Here is an 18,290-nt window from a genome sequence, read left to right on the forward strand (position 1 = left end):
TTTGATCCCATATACTTCTTCACACCATTACTTTAACGAAACGAGGAAGCAACCAAACGGGGGAAGAGACGCTAAAAGGGCCGATTTCTTGCGGCATAGAAACTGACGGTTGTGCTTGACGAATAACGGCCCTTAAGGCAAATCACCTTTTCGGGCGCTGGCTGTTTAAACAGCAAAAAACGCGGCTTTAGAATAACCTGATAGTGTTTCGTTATTTGCCAGGTCATATCGCCTGTGCTGTTATTACTGTCTTATATAATAAAACTGTCAGGGTTATAACCATGTCTACAGGGAAAACACTGCTCGCCCTCGCGCTGAGCACTCTTTTACCAGCCGGTGCCGCATGGGCGGCGAACAACGACACCCTTATTTACTGTTCTGAAGCGTCCCCCGAGTCCTTCAACCCGCAAATCGCCAGCTCTGGCCCGTCTTTTGTAGCCAGCTCTCAGGTACTGTACAACCGCCTGATCAATTTCGACCCGGTAAAAAACACCCCGGTCCCGTCGCTGGCGGAGTCCTGGACGATTTCGCCGGACGGTAAGACGTATACCTTTGCCCTGCGCAAAGGGGTGAAGTTCAACAGCAATAAATACTTCAAACCGACGCGCGACTTTAACGCCGATGACGTTATTTTCTCGGTTATGCGTCAGAAAGACCCTAAACACCCGTACCATAATGTGTCGCAGGGCAACTACGAATACTTTAACGATGTCGGGCTCGATAAGCTGATTCAGGACGTGAAAAAGGTCGATGATTATCACGTTCAGTTCACCCTCAGCGAGCCCAACGCCGCGTTTCTGGCCGACTGGGGGATGGATTTCGCCTCCATTCTCTCCGCCGAATACGCCGACGCGATGCTGAAAAAAGGCACGCCTGAAAACGTAGACACCTGGCCGATTGGTACCGGGCCTTATGTCCTGCAGCAGTACAAAGTTGATTCGTTGATTCGCTATGTTGCTAACCCGAACTACTGGGATGGCGCGGTGCCGACTAAACACCTGATCTTCTCCATTACCCCTAACGTGGAGACCCGTCTGGCGAAGCTGCAGACCAACGAGTGTCAAATCATTCCTGCACCGTCCCCGGTTCAGTTTGACGTGATTAAAAAGAACAAAGATTTGACGCTGCACTCTGTCGATGCGCTGAACGTCGGCTATCTGGCGTTTAACACCGAGAAAAAACCGTTTGATAACGTGCTGGTGCGCCAGGCGCTTAACTACGCGACCGACAAGAAGGCTATCGTCAATGCGGTCTTTATGGGTTCCGGTACGGTGGCAAAATCGCCGATCCCGCCAAATATGCTGGGCTTTAATAAAAACCTGAAAGACTACAGCTACGATCCAGAAAAAGCGAAAGCGCTGCTGAAGCAGGCGGGGCTGGAGAAGGGGGCGGAAGTCACGCTGTGGTCAATGCCGGTTCAGCGTCCGTATAACCCGAACTCGCGTCGTATCGCGGAGATGATCCAGAGCGACTGGGCGAAAGTCGGCGTGAAGGCCAAAATTGTCTCTTACGAGTGGGGCGAATATCTCTCCGGGATGCGTAAAGGCGAACATGACTCCGCGCTGTTTGGCTGGATGTCCGATAACGGCGACCCGGACAACTTTGCCGACGTGCTGCTGGGCTGCAACAGCATTAAAACCGGATCAAACGCCGCGCGCTGGTGCGATAAGGGTTATGATGCACTGGTTCAAAAAGCGAAGCTGACCAGCAGCCCGGCCGAGCGTGCGAAACTCTACGGCCAGGCGCAGGAGATTTTCTACCAGCAGGCGCCCTGGATCGCACTGGCAAACGGGAAAACGTTCTATGCGACCCGCAGCAACGTGACGGGATACAGCGTAAGCCTGATGGGCAGCGATTTCTCTAAGGCGAAGCTGAACTAAGCGTTTTATTGCCCGGTACGGCGTAGCGCCACCGGGCTCATAACAAGGAGTGACAATGTCACATTTAAACGATGTTATCGTCCGCGTCGATGCCGCCATCGAAGAGAGCGTCATTACCCACATGAATGAACTGCTGATTGAATTAAGCGATGATGCAGAGCTGAGCCGGGAAGAACGCTATACACAGCAGCAGCGCCTGCGTACCGCGATTTCGCATCACGGCAAGCAGCATAAAGAAGAGATAGACGCGCGTCAGGAACAGCTGACCAAAGGCGGCACGATACTGTAACGTTCAAAACTGGCGTCGCGCCACCAGCCAGGCTCCGACCACCAGCATCACCGCGCCGCATACCGGGCCAATCAGGGCGCGGAGCGGAATGCCGTTGCTCCTCAGCACGTCCATCACCAGCCCGCCGATGAGCTGGCTTGCCACCAGCACGGCGATGGTCGTCGCCGCGCCAACGTTCTGATATCCGCTGATGCTGGCAAACACGAAAAACGACCCCAGCAGCCCCGGGATGAGCGTCCACCAGCGTACCGTTGCGGCCAGCTCGCTAAACCCGGCGACGCCCTGTTTCAGCAGCAGAATGCTGACAAACAGCACAATGCCGACCAGCGAATTCAGCAGCATCGCGATAAGAATGGTGGAAGAGGACTGGGTGATACGCACCATTAAGGTATTTTGCACCACCAGACCAATTCCCGCCGCCACCAGAAACGCCAGGGTCAGGGATTGATTCATGGGATGGCGTCCGGATCGCTGCGCTCGTCCAGCTGCAGCTGCATAAAGGTTAAGTCCAGCCAGCGGCCAAACTTGGTTCCCACCTGCGGCATCTGCCCCGTGGTGACAAAACCAAGCGTTTCATGGAGATGAATCGAGGCATGGTTTTGCGCTTCAATACCGGCCACCATCACGTGTTTACCGATGGCGCGGGCCTCGTTTATCAGCGCGATCATCAGCGTGCGGCCAATGCCTTTGCCCTGATGGTCCGGGTGGACGTAGACAGAATGCTCAACCGTATGACGGAAACCGTCGAAGGCGCGCCAGTCGCCGAAAGAGGCGTAACCGGTGATAACGCCGTCTTCCTCACTCACCAGAACCGGGTAACCCGCGAGCGTGCGCGCCTCAAACCAGGCGATTCGGTTATCGGTATCGACGGTTTTATCGTTCCAGATCGCGGCAGTATGCAGCACCGCGTGGTTGTAGATTTCGCCTATCGCAGCGCAGTCTTCCTTGCAGGCATGACGAACGATCATGATTAACCCTCTGTGTGTTGTTCACTATAGTATTACGCGGTAGCTACGATATTACACAACCGTACTGCCCGATCGCTACGGCATAAGCCATATTTTTTTGTTATCAAAAGCCCATTGAAATGCCGTTCATACACTATAGTATGACGTCATGAACACCATAGCAGACACAATGAATCAACGGATTAGCGCAAGAATTCGCCTTGAACGCGAGTCTCGCGGATGGTCCCTGAGCGAGCTTGCTGACCGGGCAGGGGTCTCGCGCGCGATGATCCACAAGATTGAACGTGGAGACAGCAGCCCGACAGCCACCTTGCTCGCCCGCCTGTCCGGCGCGTTTGGCATCAGCATGTCCACGCTGATTGCCCGGGCCGAAATGCAGGAAGGCAAGCTGCTGCGCCTGGCAAACCAGCCCGTCTGGCGCGACCCTCAGACGCACTACCTCCGCCGCCATGTTTCTCCCCGCACCGATCTGCCCATCGACCTTGTTCAGGTTGAACTGCCTGCGGGCAGCGATGTTCCGATGCCTGCATCTTCTTACGCGCTGGCACGTCAGCTTATCTGGCTTCAGTCCGGCGAGCTGGTGTTTCAGGAGGGCGATACGCGCCACGAGATGCGCGCCGGAGACTGTCTCGAGCTGGGGCCGCCAAATGACTGCCGGTTCATCAACGAAACGAATGAAACTTGCATCTATCTGGTCGTACGGCTTAACCAGTCTGCCTCGTAATGCTAATGCGATAACGCCGATCGTGAGCCAGGCTGTAATGACATTTGTACCAGAAGGAGATCCCGATGAATCAACCTGTTTCACAAAATCGCCGCTGGGTACTGGCCTCCCGTCCTCAGGGTGCGCCGGTGGCGGAAAATTTTCGTCTGGAAACGCAGCCTGTTCCCGCCCCTGGTGAGGGTCAGCTTTTGCTGCGTACCGTCTGGCTGTCGCTGGACCCGTACATGCGGGGCCGCATGAGCGATGCGCCATCCTATTCTCCTCCGGTTGAGATTGGCGCGGTGATGGTGGGGGGAACGGTCAGCCGCGTTGAGCAGTCGAATCATCCCGATTTCAAACCGGGTGAGTGGGTGCTGGGCTACAGCGGCTGGCAGGAATATGAACTCTCGGACGGCAGCGGCCTGGTGACGCTGGGCGAAAATCCCTCTCATCCTTCCTGGGCGCTGGGTATTCTGGGTATGCCGGGCTTCACCGCCTATATGGGATTGCTGGATATCGGGCAACCCAAAGCGGGTGAAACGCTGGTGGTCGCCGCGGCAACAGGCCCGGTGGGCGCGACCGTCGGGCAGATCGGCAAAATTAAAGGTTGCCGGGTGGTTGGCGTCGCCGGTGGGGCTGAAAAATGCCGCCATGCCGTTGAGGTCCTCGGGTTTGACCTGTGTCTGGATCACCACGCGGAGGACTTTGCCGAACAGCTGAAACGCGCCTGCCCGAAAGGAATTGATATCTATTATGAAAACGTCGGCGGGAAGGTATTTGACGCCGTACTGCCGTTACTGAATACCTCCGCGCGCGTGCCGGTGTGCGGCCTGGTGAGCGGCTACAATGCGACGGGCCTGCCAGAAGGGCCGGATCGCCTGCCGCTCCTGATGGCAACCATCCTGAAGAAACGCATTCGTATGCAGGGCTTTATCATCGGCCAGGATTACGGTCAACGCATTAAGGAGTTCCAGGAGGCGATGGGACGCTGGGTGCAGGAGGGCAAAATTCACTATCGCGAACAGATAACGGACGGGCTGGAGAACGCGCCCGAGGCGCTGATTGGCCTGCTCGAAGGGCGTAACTTCGGCAAAGTCGTGATTCGCGTCGCGAGTGACAATAAATAAACGGCACTATGGCGGGGTTTCCCGCCATATTTATTTGTGAAGATACGATATATTGTCTTTAATTAATGGACATGGCATTTCGCGCCCGCTTCCCGGATGGGCCCGGAACCAATAAAAAAAACAAACTTTGCTTTTTTGATGTTTTTACGTACTTCCCACCACCAGGCATGACGATACAGGATATATCGGACCGGCGCCGTTTTATTAAAACTGGCGTTTAAAAATAGCATTAAGTTTTAGCTACAGGAATTCCACATGCTTGATTTGGATCACTTAGAAAAAGCCCAAAGGGTTAGCCTTACTATGCAGGTTGAACACAGTTTGAAAGGGGCGTTAATAACAGGCTCCCTCAAACCAGGAGCACGACTGATTACAAAAGAGATCGCCGATAAATTAGGCACCAGTATTACCCCTGTTCGCGAGGCGCTTTTGCGCCTGGTGTCATCAGGGGCGTTACACGCCACGCCGGCGCAGGCATTTCTGGTTCCGGAGGTCACGCTGGAGCGCTATAACGAGATTAACGCCATCCGCAAGCAGCTTGAGCCGATGGCGGTCGCCGCAGCCTGTCAGAATATGTCTGATAGCAAACTGGAGGCGTTGCGCAAGTTGTCGGATGCCTTTCATGAGGCCATGCGCAACGGGAACGTCCAACAGGCACTGCATGCGAATCGCGTCTTCCGGTTCACGCTTTATCAGTATGCGGAAATGCCTACGCTTAATGCATTAATAGAGCAGCTGTGGGTGCGCATCGGGCCCTGCATTAACTATCTGCACCAGGAGCTTAATGACATTAAAGAAGCGACGTATCACTATGACGAGCTGCTTTCAGCCCTGGAACGCCGGGATGTCGACGCCAGCCAGAAGGCAATAGAAAAGTTGATTGATGAAGCGAATTCGCTTTTACAGCGACAATATTTTAACTAAGCGATTATTTAGCAGAGCGACTATATTTCACCCCTAATTATTTATCTGGTGAATAACTCCTGATGGCTTATTGCCATCAGGAGCGTTATTTCATTAATAAGATAAACTTTTCTTTTCGCTTACTCGAAGCGATAAGAGACCGACAGCCCGACCCCGTAGTTACGGCCTGGTGCAGGCTCGTAATAACGACCGTTAGACTCGTTGACAATAACCGAGCCCGCGTACTCTTTATCGAACAGGTTATCGACGCGGCCAAAGACGTCCATGCCCCAGTTGCCGTAGTTAAACTTATACCCGGTATTGAGCCCGACCACAGTATACGACGGCGCTTTCGCCGTATTCTCGTCGTCGGCCATGATATCGCTCATGTAGCGCACGTCAGAACCCGCGTACCAGCCTTCCTCCGGCTGCCAGCCAAACGAGGCGTAACCCATGTTGCGGGCGATACCCGGCATCCGGTTACCGTTGCAGTCTGCGTCGCTGCAGACGTTAGTCCGGTAGGTGGCATCCAGGTAAGTCCACGCCATCTTCAGCTTCCAGTTCTCGGCAAACTGCTGGTCGAGGGAGACTTCCACCCCCTGACGACGTGTTTTACCGGCATTTTTATAGCTGGTACGCCCGCCAGAGCTGGCATCTACCACGATCTCATCATCCGTATCGGTGCGGAACAGCGCTGCGGTCAGGAGGCCATTGCCGATGCGGGTTTTGCTGCCCACTTCATACGTGTTGTTGGTGGACGGCTGCAGGCCGATGTTCAGGCCGCCCTGGTTATCGGCGCGATAGGACAGCTCGTTGATGGTTGGCGTTTCGAACCCACGACCTGCGGCAGCGTAGAGGTTCCATGCGTCCGTCACCGCATACTTAACGGAACCGGCCGGGAGCCACTTGTGATAGCTCGCGTCACCGCTGTCGTCACCGTTGCCCGGCGTAACGTAATGGTCGTTGGAATCAAACCACACCGAGCTGTAGCGCACTCCCGCATCCACCGACAGTTTCTGCGTCAGCTGCCAGCTGGTTTGCAGGTAAGGGTCAACGTTCCACATCAGGTTACGTTCGTTTCGACGCTTGTCACCTTTCACGCCGTAATCCGGCACGCCGTTGTTCATCACGAAGTTCTCGTATCCGCGACGATCTTCGCTCAGGTTTTCGTAGTTCAGGCCGGTAGTAAACGTCACCGGCACCAGCAGCTCGCCACGGTGCGTCCAGCGGGTATCGATACCCTGATAATGACGCTGCATATCAATCACGCCGCCGGAGTGGGAGGCTTTCAGCTGCGGCTGATACGGAATCGACTGGTACTGCGTCATTTCACGCTCGCCGGCGTACATCATCACGCTGAGGTCGTCCTGGGTGCTGAGCTGACGATCGTAGCGCAGGCCGGCCTGGGTCTGCTTGATTGTTTTGCGGGTATTGTACTGATCGCCGCGCGGAGACTGACGCGGGTTATTCTGCCACTCCTGATAGCTCAGCCCGCCCGGATCGTTGGCCTTCATGTCCACGCTGTTGAAAATCAGCGTCAGCTTGCTCGCGTCGTCAATGCGCACGCCCAGCTTAGCATTGGCCAGATTCTTCCGCGCGCCGCTGTGGTCGCGGTAGCCTTTGGTGGTGAAACGGGTGGTGGAAACGGTGTAATCCACATCGCCCGCGTGGGTGCCGTCACCCATCGCGCCGGTGGCTTTCATGCCGTAGCGCCAGGTACCGTAGCTGCCGTAATAGCTGCTAGCTTCAATGGTTGGCGGCTGCTGCCCGGTCTGGGTGTTGATGTTAATCACTCCGCCGGAGGCGTTGCCGTACAGGGCAGAGAATGGGCCGCGCAGCACTTCAACGCTCTCAACGCTGGAGAGATCGATGTTGGAGGTCTGGCCCTGTCCATCCGGCATGGTGGCAGGGATACCGTCGACATACATACGGATACCGCGCACGCCAAACGTTGAGCGGGCACCAAACCCGCGAATTGAAAGCTGGAGATCCTGGGCATAGTTCTGGCGGTTCTGAATTTGCAGTCCCGGGACGCTGCCAAGAGATTCAGACAGGTTGATGCGCGGCGCGGCGTGGCGCATGTCATCGCCATTGACGACGCTGACCGCGGCCGGGGTATCCAGCTCCGATACGGTTTGCGGCGTGGCGCTGACGATCATGGTCTGTTCCTCCGCGCTCAACGCGGTGAGCGGCGCAAGAATGACGGGAACCAGCAGCAGCGGGAGAGAGGCCTTACGGGCAGAAATGATTTTCATGAATAAAACCGGTTGTGGTGTATAAACGAACCAAATGGAACATGTCCATACATGTTAAAGGTTTTGTAAATGTTTTGAAAACTATAACCGCACATTGCGTTAATGAAAGGCGAAGCGTGAAAGAAAAACTCCACATTCAGTTCATTAATGATTACTATTCTCATTATCAAAAGGCAATGCCATGACGTTGTCTGCCGGAAGTGATGTCAGCGGAACCCCCTCTTTTCAGAAAAGGAATTGTTATGTCTTTACGTCATCTGTGCTCGTCGCGTCTGAGCCTGTCACTGCTGTCTGCCACTTTACTGCTTGCCGGGACTTTCCAGGTACATGCCGCCGAAGAGGTGCTGCGTAAAGCGGTGGGCAAAGGGGCGTATGAAATGGCGGTCAGCCAGCAGGAGAATGCGCTGTGGGTGGCGACCTCGCAAAGCCGCAAAACCGATAAGGGCGGGGTTGTCTATCGCCTTGATCCGGTCACCCTGGACGTGACGCAGGCGATCCATAGCGATCTCAAACCCTTTGGTGCCACCTTTGACAATGCGACCCAAACGTTGTGGTTCGGTAATACCATCAACGGTGCGGTGACGGCCATTGATGCGAAAACGGGCGACGTGAAAGGGCGTCTGGTGCTGGACGGGCGTCAACGCAGCGAAACCGTCAAACCGCTGCAGCCGCGCCAGCTGGTGGCGGATGACGCGAGCAACACGATTTACATCACCGGTGTCGGCAAAGAGAGCGTGATTTGGGTGGTGGATGGCGCCACGCTGAAGCTGAAAGAGACCATTGCCAATACCGGTACGTACAGCACCGGCCTGGCGCTGGATGCGCAGGCGAAACGTCTGTACACCACGAATGCGGACGGTGAGCTGGTAACCATTGATACGGCCACCAACAAAATCCTGAGCCGTAAAAAAGTGCAGGATGACGGTAAAGAGCATTTCTACCTGAACCTCAGCCTCGATACCGCCGGCCAGCGCGCGTTCCTGACCGATTCAAAACAGCCGGAAGTGCTGGTGGTGAGCCTGAAAGACGGCAGTGTGATCGAGAAAATCGCTGCGCCGGAATCGCTGGCGGTCCTGTTTAACCCGGCCCGCAATGAAGCCTATGTGACGCACCGTGAAGCCGGTAAGTTGAGCGTAATTGACGCGAAAACGTATAAGGTCACAAAAACCTTCGACACGCCGGTCTACCCGAACAGCCTGGCGCTCTCCGCGGATGGCAAAACCCTGTACGTGACGGTGAAACAAAAATCCACTCGCCAGCAGGAAGCCACCCAGCCTGACGACGTGATTCGTATCGCGCTGTAAGATAAAAAAAAGGAAGGCATTTGCCTTCCTTTTTTAATGCTTACCGGATGCTTAACGCGAGGTTTCTTCCACCAGCGGTGCGTCGTGTTTCTCATCGTCGTGATGAACCGGCGCAGTGCTGTGGATCTCGTGAACGCGCTTACGCACGCCGAACCAGCCGGCAATCAGTAGTACCGCCAGCAGCGGAATCGTCGCAATGGTGTAGGTACCGTTCGGGTAGTCGAACGCCATCAGCACCAGCACGCTGAACAGGAACAGCAGGGTGAGCCAGGAGGTCACCGGTGCGCCCGGCATCTTGAAGCTCACATCAGCCGCTTTGCCTTCTTTGATCGCTTTGCGCAGACGCATCTGGCAGACCACAATAAAGGCCCAGGAGGCGATAATCCCCAGTGCAGCGACGTTCAGAACGATCTCAAATACGCGGGACGGCACCAGATAGTTCAGGAACACGCCAAAAACGTAAACCACCAGCGTTGCCAGAATCCCCGCATAGGGAACCTGCTGCTTGCTCATCTTCGACATGAACTTCGGCGCAGAACCGCCCATCGACATGGAGCGCAGGATACGACCGGTAGAGTAAAGACCGGAGTTCAGGCTGGAGAGCGCCGCGGTCAGGACCACGATGTTCATGATGCTGCCAACGTAAGGCACGCCGAGCTTAGAGAAGAAGGTCACAAACGGACTCTGACCTGCCTGATAGGCAGTCCACGGCAGCAGCAGAACCAGCAGCACCACGGAACCGACGTAGAACAGACCGATACGCCAGATCACGCTGTTAATGGCTTTTGGCACCATGGTCTGCGGATCTTTACATTCACCTGCTGCGGTGCCCACCAGTTCGATGGAGGCGAAGGCGAACACGACGCCCTGAACCAGGACCAGCGCAGGCAGCAGACCGTGCGGGAAGAATCCGCCGTTATCGGTTATCAGATGGAAGCCGGTGGCATTGCCGTCCAGCGGCTTGCCGCTGCCAAGGAAGACGGTACCCACGACCAGGAAAATCACGATGGCCAGCACTTTTACCAGCGCAAACCAGAACTCCATCTCCGCGAACCACTTCACGCCGATCATGTTCATGGTACCGACAATCGCCAGCGCGCCAAGCGCAAAGACCCACTGCGGCACATCGCCGAACGCGCCCCAGTAGTGCATATACAGCGCAACGGCGGTGATATCGACAATACCGGTCATCGCCCAGTTGACGAAGTACATCCAGCCTGCAACGTAGGCCGCTTTTTCGCCGAGGAATTCACGGGCGTAAGAGACGAAGCTTCCGCTGGAAGGGCGATGCAGTACCAGTTCGCCCAGCGCGCGTAGAATGAAGAAAGAGAAGATCCCGCACACCAGATAGACCAGGGCGAGAGCCGGGCCAGCCATTTGCAGACGCGCACCCGCACCTAAAAACAGCCCCGTTCCGATAGCGCCGCCGATGGCGATCATTTGAACCTGACGGTTGCCCATCGCTTTGTGGTAGCCCTCTTCGTGGGAGTTCAACCAGCGACGTTTAGCAGCATGATGATCGGCTGCGCTTTTATTGCTTGTTTTCATTGAGTTACCTGTTTGCCTGTCTGAACCATTATCGTGATAGTCCTGCCTGGCAGAGCACAATACAAACGATTGCTTCTGCGCAAACACATGTCGCCTTCCCAGTCATTCTGCGTATGGATAAGGCGAAACATGGCGAGGCATCCTACCTGCAATTCATAAGCGACGCAAAATATAACCGTGCCGAAAGTGATGCACGTCGAAGGAAATCGTGTGGTCAGAGCAGACGGCGATCACAACACGCTGAATCGTGATGAGTTTTTAGACAAAACGGTCGGTAGCTTGATTATTTAATCATCAGAATCTCTTAATTATTACCAGGTGGTAAAGATTTTAACGGTGGCAGAGCATAAAAATGGCCCCAGGCTTCAAAACTCCGCGGCTAACCGCCAAAAACGGCAATCGCCTGCTGCAGGCGCGTGGTGCGCTGCGTCAGGTGATTCGCGGCGTGAGTGACGTTATCCACCATCCCCGTATTGTTGTGGGTCATTGCGCCGATACGGGAGATGGATGCGTTGATGAGCGTCAGCGCCTGGGTTTGCTCCTGCGTGGCGTGGCCGATCTCCTTAATCAGGGAGGAGACCCGCAGCACGTTGTCGATCATGACCGTCAGCTGCGTTTCGGTCTGTTCTACCTTCTCTACGCCTGCGTTGACGCTGGCGACGTTTTTCTCAATCAGCGCTTTGATCTCTTTCGCCGCCGTCGCGGAGTGCTGCGCAAGATTGCGCACCTCAGCCGCCACCACGGCAAAACCGCGCCCGGCTTCACCTGCGCGCGCTGCTTCCACGGCCGCATTCAGCGCAAGAATGTTGGTCTGGAAGGCGATACGATCGATAACGCTGATAATATCGACGATCTGGCTGTTATCCTGCGACACGGATTGCATCATACCGATGGTCTCTTTCATCATCGCTTCACCGCGGTGGGCGCTGTCGCGGGTGCGATCCGCCATCTCCGTGGCTTCTTTAGCCGTTTCTGCCGTCTGCTCCACCGCGCTGGCGATCTCTTCCACCGCTGACGCGGTTTGCTGCAGAAAGTCTGCGGTCTCTTCTGAACGCGTTTGCAGCGCCGCACCTTCTTTCGCGACCTGCTGGCTGATGGTGCCAATCCCGCTGATTTGCGCCCCGACATCGTCAACCAGCGAATTCAGGTTCAAGCCTGATTGATTCACCAGGCGCATCATCAGCCCGATGTCGTCGATCCTGTCAAAATGGTAATAGTCCGTTTTACGTCCTGAAACCACGCGCTGCATCTGTTGCACAATAGATTTTACCGGACGGGCGATCTGCGCATGAAGATAATAGGTCAGGGCAATAAACAGCAGCGCCAGACTTCCCGACTGCATAAGTTTATCAGGGAATAAATACACCGTGAGGCAGGAGAGTAACGCCGTCGTCGCAATACCCAGATGGATGCGTTTACTGGTGCTGAGACATTTAAAGAGCGACATAAACGAAAATAAACCGCGCCGAACCAGTAACCCTTTATAAAAGCGGTAATGTTTTAATTCGTTATTACGCACTTTTGCATACAGTTTTTCACTGGCCGCAATCTCTTCCCGTGCGGGTATATTTCGTACGGAAATATAGCCCGTCAGGGATCCACCCTGCCAGACCGGCGTAACGTTTGCCCGCACCCAGTAGTGGTCGCCATTATGACGACGGTTCTTCACCAGCCCCGTCCAGGTCTCACCCTGCTGCAGGGTATACCACATGTCGCCAAACGCTTCGGCAGGCATGTCGGGATGGCGGATGAGGTTATGCGGCTCACCCAGAAGATGTTCTTCTTTATATCCGCTGGCTTCAATAAAAGCGGAATTAGCATAGGTAATATGGCTTTTGGTATCGGTGGTCGACATTAACGTCGAACCATCGTTAAGTAAATACTCGTTTTGTGTAACGGGAGTGTTACGCCTCATGAGTAACTCCATGATGTTGTGCAAGAATAAAAAATGCCCGGAAAATGCTCCGGCAAGATGAGTTTGATTATTTTTATGTAACGGCCTGCTGCATATTCTCTCTGAAATTATGGCTACCTGAAATACCCATTCTCCATTATTTTTAATATGTTAATGTTCTCGAATGTAATAAAAATGAAAATATTTTCAGGGGCGTTTTTTTGAGTTGCTGCAAATAAACGACATAACCAAAACTGAAAGAGAGAGATCGTCTCTCAGGAAAAATTACCATGCTGAAATAGCGTTTCGTTAACAGAATGAAAACGCTATGATTTGGTCAGTTTTCGTTAACACAGTGAGGCTGAGGTGAAAATTAACGTCATCGGAACCAGCGGGAGCGGAAAAAGCACGCTGGCGAAGCAGATTGCGACCGAACTGGCTATTCCCTATATCGAGATGGACAGACTCTACTGGCGACCTGACTGGCAGGGGACGCCGGACGATGAGTTTCAGTCAAAGCTGGAGCAGGCGCTACAGGCTTCGCCAGACTGGGTGCTCGACGGTAACTATAACCGCACGCGGCCGGTGAAATGGCGCAATGTCGACGTTGTGGTGTGGGTCGATTATGGCTTTGCCCGCACCCTCTGGCAGGCCGTCACCAGGGCAATCAAACGGGCCTGGCATAAGCGCGAGCTCTGGCCCGGAACGGGGAACAAAGAGAGTTTCCGGCGCGCGTTTTTCAGCAGAGAGTCCATCCTCATCTGGACGATGAAAACCTGGCGTAACAACCGCACGCGTTATGAAGCCGATCTGCAAAACCCGCAGTATGGGCATATTCGCTTCGTCCGTATTACCCGGCGCGGGCAGGTGAAAACGCTGATTGCCGACTTAAAGTCTTATTCTTAGCATGGTTTTATATATCTGATTTCCGGCAAACTAAATGTAAATTAATTGTTTCTCAGCGGTGAAATGCGCCTTTAATAATGTCGACATGTTAAGTCAAACGAGAACGCAACATGTCATGGCGAATCAGCATTCTGGATAAAAGCCCCATCGCTGAAAACGAAACGGCTGCCGATGCACTGGCGCGTACGCTGGCGCTGGCGCAGCAGGCAGAAAATCTGGGCTATCACCGCTTCTGGATTGCCGAACACCACAACACTCCCCATCTTGCCAGCCCCTCGCCGGAGCTGCTGATTGCCTGGATCCTCGGGCAGACAACGCGCATCCGCGTCGGATCCGGCGGCGTGATGCTCCAGCACTACAGCCCTTATAAAGTCGCCGAGAATTTTAACGTGCTGGCCGCGCTGGCGCCCGGCCGCGTGGATCTCGGCGTCGGAAAAGCCCCCGGCGGGCTGCCGCTCTCAACCCGCGCGCTTCAGCAGGGTCTGAATCAACTGGAAAAGGGCAGCTTCGCCGAACAGCTGGCCCAGCTCGATCGCTGGATCCGTCCTGAGCATCAGTCTAATGATGAGGCCGTTCGCGCCACGCCGCTGCCGCTGCTGCCTGCAGAGGGTTTCCTGCTGGGCGCGAGTATCGATAGCGCGCTGCTGGCCGCCGGGCTCGGCTGGCACTTTGTGTTTGCCGCGCATCTGAACGGTGACCCTGAGCTGCTGCGCGAGGTGGTCTCGACCTGGCGTAAGAACAGCACGCGGGACGTGATTGTGGCGGTACAGGCGATTGTCGCGCCGACGCAGGCAGAGGCGGAAGCCCTGGCGCAGAAGGTCGAAGTGTGGGGCGTTGAGCTGGCAAACGGCCAGCGTGTCACCGTGGCCAGCGAAGAGCAGGCCTACGCCTTTGCGCGCCAGGCGGGCAGCGAGCCGGTGCGCATTGCACGTCGGGCGCAGTCGCTGCTGGCGGGTACGGCTGAGTCGGTGCTCGAACAGCTTAACGCCCTGCATGAAAAGTGGGGTATTGACGAATTTATCATCGACACGCCGGTAGCGGAGGGGGCAACGCGCGTCGCGTCGCTGCGCCTGCTTGCCGAGGCGCGTCTTAACAAGGAGGTCACCGTATGAGCTTTGGCGAACAGCTGATTGCCTGGCGTCGCGAGCTGCACCAGAACCCAGAGCTCTCCGGCCAGGAAGTGGAGACCACGACGCGCCTGCGCCAGTGGCTGACGAATGCCGGGATTATTCCGCAGCCTTACGACCTGTCGACCGGGCTGGTGGCGGAAATCGGCTCGGGCAACAAACTGATTGCGCTGCGCGCAGATATTGATGCCCTGCCGATTGAAGAGCGCAGCGGCGTGCCGTTTAGCTCCCAGCGTGCAGGCGTAATGCATGCCTGCGGACACGATATCCACACCAGCGTGATCCTCGGCGCCGCGTTAAAGCTGAAAGAGCGGGAAGCGTCGCTTAACGGCCGGGTGCGGATCCTGTTTCAGCCTGCCGAAGAGAACTTTGGCGGTGCGAAGAGCATGGTGCGGGCCGGTGCCCTGCGTGACGTCAGCGCCATCTTCGGCATGCATAACGAGCCCGGCCTGCCGGTCGGTGAGTTCGCTACCCGCGGCGGGCCGTTTTATGCCAACGTCGATCGCTTCGTGATCCGCATTACCGGTAAGGGCGCGCACGCCGCACGTCCGCACGAAGGCAACGACGCCATCGTGCTGGCGAGCCAGCTGGTAACGGCGCTGCAAAGCGTCGCCAGCCGCAACGTCAACACGCTGGACTCGGTGGTGCTGAGCGTGACGCGCATTGCAGGCGGTAACACCTGGAACGTGCTGCCGGAAAGCGTCGAGCTGGAAGGCACGCTGCGCACCCACCGCACGGAAGTGCAGCAGAATGTGAAGGCCCGCGTGGGCGAAATCGCCGCCGGGTTTGCCAGCGCCTTTAGCGCGCAGATTGACATCACCTGGTATGCCGGGCCCACCGCGCTGGTGAACGACGAACGCTGGGCCGATTTCGCCACCTCGGTCGCCAGAGAAGCAGGCTACGAAACCCGGCACGCCGAGCTGCATATGGGCGGGGAAGATTTCGCGGTCTATCTGCAGCAGATCCCGGGGGCGTTTGTCAGCATCGGCAGCAACAGCCCGTACGGTTTACACCATCCGGCATTCAATCCGGATGAAGCCTTAATTGAGCCCGCTGCCCGCTATTTTGCACAGCTTGCGGAAAAAGCCCTGCAACACGTTTAATTCTTAAGAGGTGAATATGTCTGCACATCGTCAACTGCGGCTGGGGACCATTTTGCATGGTGCATCCGGAAATATGTCCGCCTGGCGTCACCCTGAGGCCGTCGCCGATGCCAGCATCAATTTTGATTTCGTCAAAGCGACGGCGTTAAAGGCGGAGGAGGGCAAACTCGATTTTTTATTCGTTGCCGACGGTCTCTATATCAACGAGAAATCGATCCCGCATTTTTTAAATCGCTTTGAACCGCTGACGATGTTATCCGCTCTCGCCAGCATCACCTCGCGCCTGGGGCTGGTGGGAACCTTATCCACCTCCTACAGCGAGCCCTTTACCACGGCGCGGCAGTTCGCCAGCCTCGACCACCTGAGCAACGGACGCGCGGGTTGGAACGTGGTGACGTCCCCGCTGGAAGGGTCAGCGAAGAACTTTTCCCGCGAAAAGCACCCCGAGCACGCGCTGCGCTACCGGATTGCGGATGAGTATCTCGACGTGGTGAAAGGGCTGTGGGATTCCTGGGAAGGCGACGCGTTTATCCGCAACAAAGAGAGCGGTCAGTTTTTTGACCCGGCCAAATTGCATGCCCTGGACCACCACGGTGATTTCTTCCAGGTCGCCGGGCCGCTGAATATTGGGCGAACGCCACAGGGGCGGCCGATCGTCTTTCAGGCGGGCGCGTCGGACGACGGGAAAAAGCTGGCGGCGAAACATGCCGACGCCATTTTTACCCATCACGAAACCCTTGATGAGGCAAAAGCCTTTTACCGGGACGTGAAGCAGCAGCTGGAAAGTAACGGACGCCGCGCGTCTGATTTACATATCTTCCAGGGCGTCAGCGTGATTGTGGGTAAAGACGCCGATGACGTGGAGAACCAGTATCAAACCACGGCGGCGCTGGTGTCGATTAACGATGCCCTCAACTACCTCGGACGCTATTTCGAGCATCACGATTTCAGCCAGTACCCGCTCGACGAGCCGTTCCCGGATATCGGCGACTTAGGCAAAAACAGCTTCCGTAGCACCACCGATGAAATCAAGCGTAACGCCCGCGAGCGCAGCTTAACCCTGCGTCAGGTGGCGCTGGAAGCCGCTTCGCCGCGCCCGCGCTTTTCCGGTACGCCGGAAGAGGTGGCCGACGGCCTGCAGGCCTGGTTTGAAGGCTATGCCGCAGACGGCTTCATCATTCAGGGCGGTACGCCGGACACCTTCCCGCACTTTGTTGACCAGGTGGTGCCTGTTTTACAGGCGCGCGGCCTGTTCCGTACCGACTACCCTGGCACCACGCTGCGCGAAAGCCTGGGTTTAGACGAACCTAAAAACCAGTTCACACAACAATAAAAGAGAACTCCGCTATGCAGAAGACAACGCTTATTCTGGCGCTCGCGCTGGCCTTTACCCCTGCCGTCTGGGCAGAGAATGTGAATATTAACGGCACCGGCGTGAGCATCGAGGCCAATAAAACGCCGGTTAATACCGCTAAAAACAATGATGCGGTGGCACAGCTGCCGAAAGACTATCGCTTCGCCGTGCCGGGCAAATTTACCGTGGCGGTGGCGGGCCTCAATCAACCGCCGCTGACGGTGTTTTCCGATGACAACAAAACGCTGCTGGGAAGCGAGGTTGACGTCGCCCGTCTGGTCGCAGACAGCCTCGGGCTGGAGCTGAACGTGGTGCCAACCTCATGGGAAGACTGGCCGCTGGGCGTGGCTTCCGGGAAATATGATGCCGCTATCAGCAACATCACCGTCACCAAAGAGCGTAAAGAGAAGTTTGACTTTGCCACCTACCGCAAAGATTCCCTCGGGTTCTACGTGAAATCCACCAGCCCGATCAAGTCGCTGCAGAAGGCGGAAGACATCGCCGGGCTGCGGATTATCGTCGGCTCCGGCACCAACCAGGAGGCCATCCTGCTGGCCTGGAATGCCGAAAACCTCAAGAAGGGGCTGAAGCCCTTTACCCCGATCTACACCAAAGACGATGCGGCGCAAACGCTGGCGCTGCAGTCCGGGCGCGCGGATGCCTACTTTGGTCCGAACGTGATTGGCGCCTGGAAAGCGGCGCTGAACGGGAAAACCAAACTGGTGGGGAGCGTCGACGGCGGCTGGCCGAAGGCGGCGCACATCGCGGTCACGCTGAAGAAAGGCAGCGGGCTGGTTGAGCCGGTGCAAACCGCGCTGAACGGCGTCATCAAAAACGGCGACTACGACAAAGTGTTGAACCGCTGGGGGGAAGGCGTTGAGCGTATTCCTCAGTCAGAAGTGAACCCGGCTGGCCTGGGCGATTAAGGA

14 protein-coding genes and 1 pseudogene are annotated in these 18,290 nt (G+C 56.1%); 10 read left to right on the forward strand and 5 right to left on the reverse strand.

Annotated elements, in window-relative coordinates; translation table 11 throughout:
- Nucleotides 1-281: 281 nt before the first annotated feature.
- A complete protein-coding gene (locus ACOTZB_RS00970) occupies nt 282-1,880 on the forward strand; it encodes an ABC transporter substrate-binding protein (RefSeq protein WP_421626253.1) in 1,599 nt (532 codons plus the stop codon).
- Between the two features lie 55 nt (nt 1,881-1,935).
- Nucleotides 1,936-2,169, forward strand: a complete 234-nt coding sequence (locus tag ACOTZB_RS00975) for a YdcY family protein (RefSeq protein WP_193806844.1) — start codon at nt 1,936-1,938, stop codon at nt 2,167-2,169.
- Nucleotides 2,170-2,172: 3 nt separating this feature from the next.
- On the opposite strand, the gene ACOTZB_RS00980 is transcribed toward ACOTZB_RS00975, so the two are convergent.
- Complete coding sequence (locus ACOTZB_RS00980) at nt 2,173-2,622, reverse strand: DMT family transporter (RefSeq protein ID WP_032656841.1); 450 nt, start codon at nt 2,620-2,622, stop codon at nt 2,173-2,175.
- On the reverse strand, nt 2,619-3,137 hold the full coding sequence (locus ACOTZB_RS00985; protein WP_033145680.1) for a GNAT family N-acetyltransferase: 519 nt from the start codon (nt 3,135-3,137) through the stop codon (nt 2,619-2,621). The genes ACOTZB_RS00980 and ACOTZB_RS00985 overlap by 4 nt, the downstream gene beginning before the upstream one ends.
- A gap of 148 nt (nt 3,138-3,285) precedes the next feature.
- Between ACOTZB_RS00985 and ACOTZB_RS00990 the strand changes: the two genes are divergently transcribed.
- From ACOTZB_RS00990 to ACOTZB_RS01000, 3 genes are all read left to right on the forward strand, one after another.
- Entirely contained in the window at nt 3,286-3,861 is a 576-nt protein-coding gene (locus ACOTZB_RS00990; protein ID WP_421626254.1) for a helix-turn-helix domain-containing protein, read from the forward strand.
- A 65-nt stretch (nt 3,862-3,926) separates the two neighbouring features.
- Nucleotides 3,927-4,967 carry an NADP-dependent oxidoreductase gene (locus ACOTZB_RS00995; RefSeq protein ID WP_421626255.1) on the forward strand — a complete coding sequence of 347 codons (1,041 nt, stop codon included), beginning with the start codon at nt 3,927-3,929 and terminating at the stop codon, nt 4,965-4,967.
- Between the two features lie 255 nt (nt 4,968-5,222).
- Nucleotides 5,223-5,891, forward strand: coding sequence for a GntR family transcriptional regulator (locus tag ACOTZB_RS01000; protein WP_337279992.1), 669 nt, complete (start codon nt 5,223-5,225; stop codon nt 5,889-5,891).
- Nucleotides 5,892-6,010: 119 nt separating this feature from the next.
- On the opposite strand, the gene pqqU is transcribed toward ACOTZB_RS01000, so the two are convergent.
- The gene (gene pqqU, locus ACOTZB_RS01005) at nt 6,011-8,125 is read right to left on the reverse strand and encodes a TonB-dependent receptor PqqU (RefSeq protein WP_421626256.1); all 2,115 of its coding nucleotides are present in this window, start codon (nt 8,123-8,125) and stop codon (nt 6,011-6,013) included.
- 242 nt (nt 8,126-8,367) lie between these two features.
- Between pqqU and ACOTZB_RS01010 the strand changes: the two genes are divergently transcribed.
- Nucleotides 8,368-9,429, forward strand: a complete 1,062-nt coding sequence (locus tag ACOTZB_RS01010; RefSeq protein ID WP_421626257.1) for a YncE family protein — start codon at nt 8,368-8,370, stop codon at nt 9,427-9,429.
- Between the two features lie 51 nt (nt 9,430-9,480).
- On the opposite strand, the gene ansP is transcribed toward ACOTZB_RS01010, so the two are convergent.
- Together ansP and ACOTZB_RS01020 are read right to left on the reverse strand one after the other, a co-directional pair.
- Nucleotides 9,481-10,977 (reverse strand): L-asparagine permease, encoded by a 1,497-nt coding sequence (gene ansP / locus ACOTZB_RS01015; protein ID WP_047651051.1) that lies wholly within the window; start codon nt 10,975-10,977, stop codon nt 9,481-9,483.
- Nucleotides 10,978-11,356: 379 nt separating this feature from the next.
- Entirely contained in the window at nt 11,357-12,892 is a 1,536-nt protein-coding gene (locus ACOTZB_RS01020; protein ID WP_421626258.1) for a methyl-accepting chemotaxis protein, read from the reverse strand.
- Nucleotides 12,893-13,237: 345 nt separating this feature from the next.
- On the opposite strand from ACOTZB_RS01020, the gene ACOTZB_RS01025 reads away from it, so the two are divergent.
- The 4 genes and pseudogenes from ACOTZB_RS01025 to ACOTZB_RS01040 all read left to right on the forward strand — a co-directional run bounded on the left by ACOTZB_RS01025 (nt 13,238) and on the right by ACOTZB_RS01040 (nt 18,287).
- The gene (locus ACOTZB_RS01025; RefSeq protein WP_126328624.1) at nt 13,238-13,777 is read left to right on the forward strand and encodes an AAA family ATPase; all 540 of its coding nucleotides are present in this window, start codon (nt 13,238-13,240) and stop codon (nt 13,775-13,777) included.
- Between the two features lie 110 nt (nt 13,778-13,887).
- Nucleotides 13,888-14,889: an LLM class flavin-dependent oxidoreductase gene (locus tag ACOTZB_RS01030; RefSeq protein WP_421626259.1), complete on the forward strand. Its 1,002-nt coding sequence runs from the start codon at nt 13,888-13,890 to the stop codon at nt 14,887-14,889.
- The gene (locus ACOTZB_RS01035) at nt 14,886-16,007 is read left to right on the forward strand and encodes an amidohydrolase (RefSeq protein WP_023311972.1); all 1,122 of its coding nucleotides are present in this window, start codon (nt 14,886-14,888) and stop codon (nt 16,005-16,007) included. Before ACOTZB_RS01030 ends, ACOTZB_RS01035 begins: the two co-directional genes overlap by 4 nt.
- Before the next feature lie 16 nt (nt 16,008-16,023).
- Nucleotides 16,024-18,287: pseudogene (locus tag ACOTZB_RS01040) on the forward strand (NtaA/DmoA family FMN-dependent monooxygenase).
- Nucleotides 18,288-18,290 lie beyond the last annotated feature (3 nt).

The organism is Enterobacter cloacae complex sp. SHL020 (genome assembly GCF_049236945.1).
Taxonomy (GTDB): domain Bacteria; phylum Pseudomonadota; class Gammaproteobacteria; order Enterobacterales; family Enterobacteriaceae; genus Enterobacter; species Enterobacter dykesii.

What these genes read in the sequence shown, in the direction of transcription:
- ACOTZB_RS00985 (WP_033145680.1), bottom strand. Translation starts at nt 3,137, where the DNA reads ATGATCGTTCGTCATGCCTGCAAGGAAGACTGCGCTGCGATAGGCGAA.
- ACOTZB_RS01000 (WP_337279992.1), top strand. Translation starts at nt 5,223, where the DNA reads ATGCTTGATTTGGATCACTTAGAAAAAGCCCAAAGGGTTAGCCTTACT.
- ACOTZB_RS00970 (WP_421626253.1), top strand. Translation starts at nt 282, where the DNA reads ATGTCTACAGGGAAAACACTGCTCGCCCTCGCGCTGAGCACTCTTTTA.
- ACOTZB_RS01010 (WP_421626257.1), top strand. Translation starts at nt 8,368, where the DNA reads ATGTCTTTACGTCATCTGTGCTCGTCGCGTCTGAGCCTGTCACTGCTG.
- ansP (WP_047651051.1), bottom strand. Translation starts at nt 10,977, where the DNA reads ATGAAAACAAGCAATAAAAGCGCAGCCGATCATCATGCTGCTAAACGT.
- pqqU (WP_421626256.1), bottom strand. Translation starts at nt 8,125, where the DNA reads ATGAAAATCATTTCTGCCCGTAAGGCCTCTCTCCCGCTGCTGCTGGTT.
- ACOTZB_RS01020 (WP_421626258.1), bottom strand. Translation starts at nt 12,892, where the DNA reads ATGAGGCGTAACACTCCCGTTACACAAAACGAGTATTTACTTAACGAT.
- ACOTZB_RS00980 (WP_032656841.1), bottom strand. Translation starts at nt 2,622, where the DNA reads ATGAATCAATCCCTGACCCTGGCGTTTCTGGTGGCGGCGGGAATTGGT.
- ACOTZB_RS01030 (WP_421626259.1), top strand. Translation starts at nt 13,888, where the DNA reads ATGTCATGGCGAATCAGCATTCTGGATAAAAGCCCCATCGCTGAAAAC.
- ACOTZB_RS00990 (WP_421626254.1), top strand. Translation starts at nt 3,286, where the DNA reads ATGAACACCATAGCAGACACAATGAATCAACGGATTAGCGCAAGAATT.
- ACOTZB_RS00995 (WP_421626255.1), top strand. Translation starts at nt 3,927, where the DNA reads ATGAATCAACCTGTTTCACAAAATCGCCGCTGGGTACTGGCCTCCCGT.
- ACOTZB_RS00975 (WP_193806844.1), top strand. Translation starts at nt 1,936, where the DNA reads ATGTCACATTTAAACGATGTTATCGTCCGCGTCGATGCCGCCATCGAA.
- ACOTZB_RS01035 (WP_023311972.1), top strand. Translation starts at nt 14,886, where the DNA reads ATGAGCTTTGGCGAACAGCTGATTGCCTGGCGTCGCGAGCTGCACCAG.